General features: G+C 70.0%; 10 protein-coding genes. 4 read left to right on the top strand and 6 right to left on the bottom strand.

The genetic code is table 11. The features are described 5' to 3' along the window. Positions 1-112 precede the first annotated feature (112 nt). From ACYQ1K_RS24255 to ACYQ1K_RS24240, 4 genes are all read right to left on the bottom strand, one after another. Positions 113-922 carry a PP2C family protein-serine/threonine phosphatase gene (locus ACYQ1K_RS24255; RefSeq protein ID WP_459985993.1) on the bottom strand — a complete coding sequence of 270 codons (810 nt, stop codon included), beginning with the start codon at positions 920-922 and terminating at the stop codon, positions 113-115. 124 nt (positions 923-1046) lie between these two features. After that, positions 1047-1655 (bottom strand): DNA-3-methyladenine glycosylase I, encoded by a 609-nt coding sequence (locus tag ACYQ1K_RS24250; protein WP_459985992.1) that lies wholly within the window; start codon positions 1653-1655, stop codon positions 1047-1049. Between the two features lie 34 nt (positions 1656-1689). After that, a complete protein-coding gene (locus tag ACYQ1K_RS24245; RefSeq protein WP_459985990.1) occupies positions 1690-2064 on the bottom strand; it encodes a DUF2695 domain-containing protein in 375 nt (124 codons plus the stop codon). A gap of 149 nt (positions 2065-2213) precedes the next feature. Next, complete coding sequence (locus ACYQ1K_RS24240; protein WP_459985988.1) at positions 2214-2675, bottom strand: GNAT family N-acetyltransferase; 462 nt, start codon at positions 2673-2675, stop codon at positions 2214-2216. A gap of 56 nt (positions 2676-2731) precedes the next feature. Here ACYQ1K_RS24240 and ACYQ1K_RS24235 point away from each other — a divergent pair, with 56 nt between their 5' ends. Together ACYQ1K_RS24235 and ACYQ1K_RS24230 are read left to right on the top strand one after the other, a co-directional pair. After that, positions 2732-3067 (top strand): ArsR/SmtB family transcription factor, encoded by a 336-nt coding sequence (locus ACYQ1K_RS24235; RefSeq protein WP_459985987.1) that lies wholly within the window; start codon positions 2732-2734, stop codon positions 3065-3067. Further along, complete coding sequence (locus ACYQ1K_RS24230) at positions 3064-3561, top strand: SRPBCC family protein (protein ID WP_459985985.1); 498 nt, start codon at positions 3064-3066, stop codon at positions 3559-3561. The genes ACYQ1K_RS24235 and ACYQ1K_RS24230 overlap by 4 nt, the downstream gene beginning before the upstream one ends. A 55-nt stretch (positions 3562-3616) precedes the next feature. Here ACYQ1K_RS24230 and ACYQ1K_RS24225 read toward each other — a convergent pair whose 3' ends face one another. Further along, complete coding sequence (locus ACYQ1K_RS24225) at positions 3617-4498, bottom strand: LLM class F420-dependent oxidoreductase (RefSeq protein ID WP_459985983.1); 882 nt, start codon at positions 4496-4498, stop codon at positions 3617-3619. 92 nt (positions 4499-4590) lie between these two features. Here ACYQ1K_RS24225 and ACYQ1K_RS24220 point away from each other — a divergent pair, with 92 nt between their 5' ends. Then, on the top strand, positions 4591-5340 hold the full coding sequence (locus tag ACYQ1K_RS24220; protein WP_459985981.1) for a peptidylprolyl isomerase: 750 nt from the start codon (positions 4591-4593) through the stop codon (positions 5338-5340). A 25-nt stretch (positions 5341-5365) separates the two neighbouring features. On the opposite strand, the gene ACYQ1K_RS24215 is transcribed toward ACYQ1K_RS24220, so the two are convergent. Next, positions 5366-5803, bottom strand: coding sequence for an OsmC family protein (locus tag ACYQ1K_RS24215; RefSeq protein WP_459985980.1), 438 nt, complete (start codon positions 5801-5803; stop codon positions 5366-5368). Between the two features lie 68 nt (positions 5804-5871). Here ACYQ1K_RS24215 and pepN point away from each other — a divergent pair, with 68 nt between their 5' ends. Next, on the top strand, positions 5872-8310 hold the full coding sequence (gene pepN / locus ACYQ1K_RS24210; protein WP_459985979.1) for an aminopeptidase N: 2439 nt from the start codon (positions 5872-5874) through the stop codon (positions 8308-8310). Positions 8311-8374: the final 64 nt, after the last annotated feature.

Here is an 8374-nt window from a genome sequence, read left to right as displayed (position 1 = left end):
TATGCGAGATGCCGCCGACCTGCCCAGTTTCGCGCCCGGGCTCACTTCCTCGTGGCGGCACACGCTCGCATTCGCGCATCGCCGACGCGATCACCGGAATCCGGTGGCCGACTCAGGCCAAGTCCGGCACGCGCACCGCGGAGGGATCCACGATCAGGTCGGGATGCTCCAGCGCTCCCACGACACGACCGTCCTGGGAGATCTTCGGACCGTCGACCACATCGGCCACCAAGCACGTGACGTTGTCACGGCCGCCCGCTTCCAGCGCCGCCGCGATCAGGGCCTCGACCACAGCGTCACGGTCGTCGAGGGCCAGCGCGCCGTTGATGACGTCGTCGGCGACGAGGTCGGACAACCCGTCGCTGCACAGCAGCAGGCGGTCCCCTTGGCGCAGGTGCAGCTCATGGATGTCCGCCTCGGCAGGTGCCTCCGCGTTGACCGAGCGCAGGAGAACGGAACGGAAGGCGAAGTCGGCCGCCTCGTCCTCCGTCAGGGTGCCGTCGTCCATGAGCGACTGGACCAGCGTGTGGTCGCTCGTCAGCCGAACCAGCCCGCCCGCACGGAACAGGTAGGCGCGGGAGTCCCCCACATGCGCGAGGAAGAACCGGTCCCCGCGTGCCAGCACAGCGGTCAGCGTCGTTGCCATGCCGCCCCACTCGGGCTCACGCACCACGCCCTCGCGCAGCTGGAGATGGGCGTCGAGGACCGCTCGCCGCAGGACTTCGACCGGATCCCGATGCGGCTCCGCGGCCACCAGCGCACTCACGACGTACGCCGTCGTCGCGGAGGCGACCTCGCCCGCCGCTGCTCCCCCGACGCCGTCCGCGACCAGCTGGAGGTAGGGCGTGGCGAACCCCGCGTCCTCGTTGCCGTCACGCACGAGTCCGAGGTGCGACGCGGCCGCGTAGGCGAACCTGAGCATCTCCTCCGGGCTCCTTCGTCCGCAGGACCGACGAGAGGCCGGCGACGCCCGTCGCCGGCTCGGCCATCATGCCCGACCGCGGCGAGCCTGACGAGGGGCGAGGCGCGACTTCGCAGCAGGCTGCTCAGGCCGGTGGCGCAAAGGAGGCGCGCGCCGACGCCACCTGATCCTTCACGACGCAGCCTGTCTCATGGTCGTTGACCAGGCCCATCGCCTGCATGAACGCATACGCCGTCGTCGGTCCGACGAAGCGCCATCCCCGCTTCTTGAGGTCGCGGGACATGGCCACGGACGTCTCCGACGTCGCGCGCCACTCGGGCACGCGCCCGGGCTCGGGGTCTTCGAACCTCCACACGTACGCCGCGATGGAGCCCTCCTGCTCCACCAGATCCACGGCCCGACCGGCGTTGTTGATCACGGCCTCGATCTTGCCGCGATGTCGGATGATGCCGGCATCGCCGAGCAGGCGCTCGACGTCGGCCTCGGTGAAGGACGCGACCCGCTCGAAGTCGAAGCCATGGAAGGCCGCGCGGAAGCTCTCGCGCTTGGCCAGGATGGTGCGCCAGCTCAGCCCGGCCTGGAAGCCCTCCAGGCTGAGCTTCTCGAACAGCCGGCGGTCGTCTGCGACCGGGAAGCCCCACTCGGTGTCGTGGTAGGCGAGGAACTCCGGTGCGGAACCGCTCCAGGTGCATCGCAGGTCGCCGTCGGGTGCGAGGAAGCTGGCCTTGGTCACGCCGTCACTCTTCCATCCGGCGCCGACAGCCATCTCAGGGACGCCCATAGGAGGCGGCCGCCCAGTGGCGGCAGGGCACGGTGGATCCCGGCCGCACTCCCCCGCAGTCGGGCAGCAGACGGAGCCAGTCGTCGTCCGGGTCGTCGTCGGCGTCGGACGCGGCGAGGACGAACACGTTGCTCAGCACCTCGCAGTCGCAATAGCCGCCGCGGGCAGCCAGCCGCCGCTCGAGTCCGCGATCGCCCGGAGCGGCGACATCCCGGTAGACCCTCGCCCAGCGCAGCGTGTTGTCACAGCCGACGCTCTCCAGGCGGCGCAGCACGAAGCACACCAGGCACTCGTCGACTCGAGGGGCGTCTGGCGCCTGGGCCTCCACACCTGTTGAGATCGGGACTTCCGCAATCGTCATCTCTCCTCCTCGGCTCGCAACGGAACCCGATCCTCAGTCGGTCCGCCAGAGCGGCGCAGCGCCGACGGCCGCAGCTGTGGAGAAGAGCCCCCCGCCAGAGACTGTGAGAGACGACCGGCCCTCTCGCAGAGCCTGTCTGGCCGCGAACCTCAGAGCGTGAGCTCCATGTACACGCTGTTCGGATCCTCGGTGTAATCGGCGAACGGCCCCCGAAGCGCGAAGCCATGCCGGGCATAGAGACGTCGGGCGGGCGCGAAGAAGTCCTCAGCGCCGGTCTCGAGCACGACACGGACACCGCCGCGCGATCGCGCCTGCTCCAGGAGGTGGCCGAGCAGCTCGGCGCCCACGCCTCTCCCCCGGGCGCCGGTGGCCGTCCGCATCGACTTCAGCTCGAACGTGCCGGCGCCGTGGTCCTTGAGCGCGCCACAGCCGGCCAGCCACTCCCCCTCCCACGCCGACCAGAACTCCACGTCGGGCCCTCGCAGTCCGTCGAGGTCGAGCGCATGGACCGACTCGGGCGGCGAGACGGCGTACATGTCGTCGAGGTGCTGCCGCAGCAGCGACACGACGGCAGGACGCCTCAGGTCGTCGAGCTCGAAGCGCAGGTCCACGCCGAGACACTAGCGAGGGTTGCCCTGGTCCGCGCAGCGGCGTAATCTACAACCTGATGGTTGTAGATCATGATGTGGCGGACCGGATCTTCGGCGCTCTGGCCGATGCGACGCGGCGCGACATCCTCACGCGGACGGCCCAAGGACCCGAGTCGGTCACCGGGCTGGCGCGTCACTACGCGATGAGCTTCGCCGCGGTGCAGAAGCACGTGGCGGTCCTCGAGCGGGCCTCTCTCGTCACCAAGGAGCGCCGGGGTCGCGAGCAGCTCGTGCGAGCGCACGTGCCCACCCTGCGCACGGCCGGGGACCTCCTCGAGGGCTATCAACGCCTCTGGGAGCACCGAGTCGATGCCATCGTCGACATCCTCACCGAGGAAGGAAGCACCTCATGACCGTTGTCAGCTCCCGACGGGACATCGACGACCTGACACTGGCGATCACCTCCGAGCTCTCAGCTCCCCCGAGCCGCGTCTGGCAGGTCTGGGCGGATGCCGGCCAGCTCTCGCGGTGGTGGGGGCCACCGACATGGCCGGCCACCTTCACCCGACACGACTTCACCATCGAGGGGCGTAGCCACTACTACATGACCGGCCCGGAGGGCGAGCATGCGTACGGCGCCTGGGAGGTCACCGAACTCGAGCCGCCACACCGCCTCGCCTTCATCGACGCGTTCGCCGACGCGGACGGCGCGTTCCTCGACGACCCCGCACCGATGCGCATCGAGGTCTCCATCGAAGAGGCAGCACACGGCTCGCGGATGACCGTGACGACGCACTTCGACAGTGTCGAGCACCTTCAGCAGGTCGCCGACATGGGCATGGAAGAGGGCATGAGGCAGGCCCTCGGGCAGATCGACGACCTGCTGGCGGAGCGCGCCTCGGTCTGACCACGGAGACCCCGCCGTGCCATCGGTCCGAGCGACGGCACGGCGGAGAGGTCGCTCAGATGTCGCGCAGCCTCGGCAGCACCGAGCCCGTGAACCGCTCCGTCCACGCCAGCGGGTCTCCGCCCTTGGGGGGCGAGACGGTCACCAGGCTGACGCCGAGCGCGGCGTACTCCTCCATCGAGGCGAGGAAGGCGTCGGCGTTCTCGACCGGGTCGTTCGGACCGCCGCCACCTCCGATCGTCTTCCGGATCGAGTCGTAGTCGCGACCCACCGCCTCGCAGTGACCCTTCAGCACCTCGAGCTTGTGCGCGATCGCGTCCGGTCCCTCTCGGACGAACAGGTGGCAGGCGTCGGCGTACTGGGCGACCAGCCGGAGCGTCTTGCGCTCACCGCCGCCCCCGATGAGGATCGGCATCCGGCCGCGCGGTGGCTGCGGCAGATTGATCGTCTCCTTCAGCTGGTAGTGCTTGCCGTCGTAGGCGCCGTCGTCGTCGCTCCACATCTGGTTCACGATCTGGAGCGCCTCCTCCAGGCGCTCGAACCGCTCGGCGGTGGGCGGGAACGGCACGCCGAGCCCTTCGTGCTCGCGGTCGTACCACGCCGCGCCGATCCCGAGCCAGGCGCGTCCACGCGACAGGACGTCGACCGTGGTGGCGATCTTCGCCAGGAGGCCGGGGTGTCGGTAGGTCACCCCGGTGACGAGCAGGCCGAGGTTGATGTCGTTGGTGACGCCGGCGAGGTAGCCGAGGGTGGCGTAGCCCTCGAGCATGGGCTCGAAGGGTCCCCCGACCGGGATCATCTGGAAGTAGTGGTCCATGACGGTGAGCAGGGACACGCCACCCTGGTCGGCGGCCTGCGCCGTCGCCGTCAGCCGGTCGGTCAGCCGGTGCTCCCAGTCGGGGTGCGTGAAGGTGAAGTAGTGGATGCCTGCGTCCATGGACGCCACGCTAGAACTTGGAGCGCGGTCCAAGGCAAGCACGACGGGCTCCGGTCGAGCGATGCACAGGGACGCCGCCTAGCATGCGGGCCATGCTCCAGCGCCCGCTGCTCGTCGCAGCCGTCCTGTCCGCCGCCGTGACCCTCGCTGCGTGCGGCAGCTCCGACGCGACAGCCACCAATTCCGGAAGCTCTGGAAGCGCGGGAAGCTCAGGAAGCTCGACGGCAAGCGCGGAAAGCTCCGAGAGCCCCGCGAGCTCCGGCGTCTCGTGCACCTACAAGCCCGACGGCTCGGGGGGCGACATCGAGCTCCCTCCGGCGAAGGCAGCCAAGTCGGGGAAGGTGCCGGTGACGATCAACTCGAGCGTCGGCGATCTCAAGCTGACCCTCGACGCCGACCACGCGCCCTGCACGGTCAACTCGTTCGTCTCGCTCGCGAAGCAGGGCTTCTACGACGGCATCTACTGCCATCGCATCGGCGACCCAGCACAGTTCCCGATGCTCCAGTGCGGCGACCCGACCGCGAAGGACCCGGCCAGCCTCGCCGCGGCCGGGACCGGTGGCCCCGGCTACTCCTTCGCCGACGAGCTGACCGGCGCCGAGAAGTACGGCGCCGGCACGCTGGCGATGGCGAACGCGGGACCGGACACCAACGGGTCGCAGTTCTTCATGGTGTTCGGCGACATCGGCCTGTCGCCGGACTACACGGTGTTCGGGACGATCGACGCTGCGACCCTCACGACGCTCAAGAAGGTCGCCGCCGCCGGGAACAACGGCAGCAACGGCGATGGCACGGGGGCGCCGAACACGCCGGTGAGGTTCACCGGCGTCACCGTCGGCTGAGGACAGCGCCGGAGCGCTCGGGGCGCTAGTCCAGCGTGCCGGAGCGGTACCGGACGTCGTCGCCGAGCGTCACCGTGCGCCCGACGGTGCACAGGCGGTCCTGGCTGCGCTGGATCGCGGACTCGAGGATGTCTCGAGCAGCGTCGCCCGACTCGCCCTCGGGGAAGGTCACGTCGAAGGTCACCGTCAGGCCGACCAGGTGGTTGCCACCGGTGTCGCGGACCTTCCTGCCCTCGGCGCGAGCGGCGAAGGTCTCGAAGGGCGCCCTCTTGCCGGTGATGAAGTCGACATCGAGGGCGCCGCAGCCCGCCAAGGCGACCAGCAGCAGCTCCACCGGTGTGAAGTCCGGGTCGTCACCATGGCTGACGGTGAGCACACCGCCACGCGCGTTGACGGCCTTGAAGCGGTGCTCGCCGACCTTCTCCAGGTCGATCGAGCGCAGGTCGGAGGTCTCCTCGGTCATGCCGGAAGGATGACACGGGTCCGCGGCCCGTCGACTGCAGCCACCCGGAGGACTTCTAGGCTGGCGATGTGAGCCCCTATCTGTCCCTCCAGCGCTCCGAGGCGCAAGCGCGCCGCGCCCTGCTCGACGTGACCTCCTACGACGTGGCGCTCGACCTGGCGTCGAACGAGTCCACCTTCGGGTCGGTCACTCGCGTGCGGTTCACCAGCCGCGGCGGGGCGACGTTCGTCGACCTGAAGCCGCATGCGTTGGCCGCGATCCATCTCAACGGTCGACCGGTCGATGTCGACCTGCTCGACCGGGGGCGGCTGCCGATCGACACCGTGGCGGGCGAGAACGAGCTGCTGGTCGAGGCGACGATGCGGTTCCGCAATGACGGCGAGGGCCTCCACCGCAGCGTCGACCCCGCCGACGGGCGGCACTACGTCTACGGGATGTCGTTCATGGACGCCGCACCATCGGTCTTCGCGTGCTTCGACCAGCCAGACCTGAAGGCGCCCTACACCTTCCATGTCACGGTGCCGACCGACTGGAGGGTCTTCGCCAACGCGGCCGGCGAGCAGGTCGAGCCCGGGCGCTGGGAGTTCGAGGAGTCAGCACCGCTCTCGACCTACTTCGTGACGCTGGTCGCGGGGCCCTACCACCTGATCGAGGACGCCCACGACGGCATTCCGCTCGGTCTCTCGGCGCGGGCGAGCATCGCCGCGGACCTGGACAAGGACGCCGACGAGATCCTCACCCTCACCCGGCAGTCCTTCGACGAGCTGCACCGACTCTTCGGCATCCGCTACGCCTTCGGCAAGTACCACCAGGCGTTCGTGCCCGAGTTCAACGCCGGCGCGATGGAGAACCCCGGCTGTGTCACCTTCCGAGACCCGCTCGTCTTCACGTCCCGGGTGACACGCGGCGTGCGCATCCAGCGGGCCACGACCATCGCCCACGAGATGGCGCACCAGTGGTTCGGCAACCTCGTGACGCCGGTGTGGTGGGACGACCTGTGGCTCAACGAGTCGTTCGCCGAGTATCTCGGCAACCGCGTGACGGCCGACGTGACGGAGTTCTCCGACACCTGGGCCGACATGTCCTACGCCCGCCGTCAGTGGGGTCTGGTGGCCGACCAGAGTCCCTCGACGCACCCGGTCGCGGGCAACGGGGCCACGGACGCCGTCTCGGCACTGCAGAACTTCGACGGCATCTCCTACACGAAGGGCTCGGCGATCCTGCGCCAGCTGTGCTCGTCGGTGGGCGACGAGGTGTTCTTCGGCGGGGTGGTCGACCACTTCACCCGGCATCGGTTCGGCAATGCCACCCTCCACGACCTGGTCGAGTCCTGGGAGCGGGCCGGCGCAGGTGACCTGTCCGGGTTCGCACGCGAGTGGCTGCTCACCGCCGGTCCCGACCGCCTCGAGCTCGACCGTGCCGCCGGCGTGCTGCGCCGTACGCCGCCGTCCGAGCATCCGGCCGACCGGTCCCACAGTCTCCGTGTCGCCATCGCCTCCGGCGGGTCGTGGCGGACCGAGACGATCACTCTGGACGGTCCCGAGACGGCGTACGCGGCCGAGGGCGACGCCGTCCTCCTCGACCCGTACGACGACACGTGGGCCGTGACGATCCCGGACCCGACGACGATCGCCGCACTGCCGTCCCTCCTGCCCGAGATCGACGACGATCACCTGCGCGCCGGCGTCTGGAACGGTCTGCGCAACGCGTTCCACAACGCGGCCGTCTCCCCCGCCCAGGTCGTCGACGTCGCGGTGGCGAGCTTCCCGGTCGAGGACACCGAGGACCATCAGCGGCGCACGCGGGCGTGGCTCTACGCCCGCGTCCTCCCGCTGGCGCCCGACGGGTCCGCGGAGAGGCTGCACGGCGCCGTCCTCGCGAAGCTGACCACCCTTCCGGCGGGGTCCGAGTGGCAGCTTGCGGGACTGCGCGCAGCGGTCACGACGTCGACCGATCCGTCAGAGCTCCGAGGCTGGCTCACCGGTCCCCCGGCCGGCATCGACGTCGACCGCGACCTGAGGTGGCGGGTGCTCGTGCGCCTCGCCACCCTGGGCGCCATCGATCGTGCCGAGCTGCAGGCCGCCTTCGACGCCGACCCTGCGTCGGAGGCGCGCGTCGAGCTCACCCGTGCGCTGTGCTCCCTGCCGGACGCGCAGGCGAAGGAGTACGCGTGGTCGGTGTTCACCGGTGAGACCGACCTGCCCAACTACGAGGTCTCGGCCGCCGGGGCCGGCATGTGGCGCGGCGGCCAGGAGGCCCTCACCGAGCCCTACGTCGACCGCTACTTCGCCGAGCTCCCGGCCACCTCGAAGGTGCGCAGCGGCTGGGTGCTGGCGGAGGCGGCGGAGGCGTTCTTCCCTGTGACGTCGGTCAGTCCGACGACGCTGGCGAAGGCGGTCGCACTGGCTGAGGATCCGTCTCTCGAGGGACCGCTGCGGCGTCGGCTGACCGATGCGGCCGACACGCTGCGGCGACAGCTCGCGGTGAGGGCGGCCTTCCCCGGCTGAGTTCGCCCGGGTGCGAGCGCACATTCACGGCGTGACGGGTCGAGGTTGGGAGATGCCAGATCCG

The sequence above is a fragment of the Nocardioides sp. AN3 genome (assembly GCF_054653495.1).
This window is presented reverse-complemented; position numbering and strand designations above follow the sequence as displayed.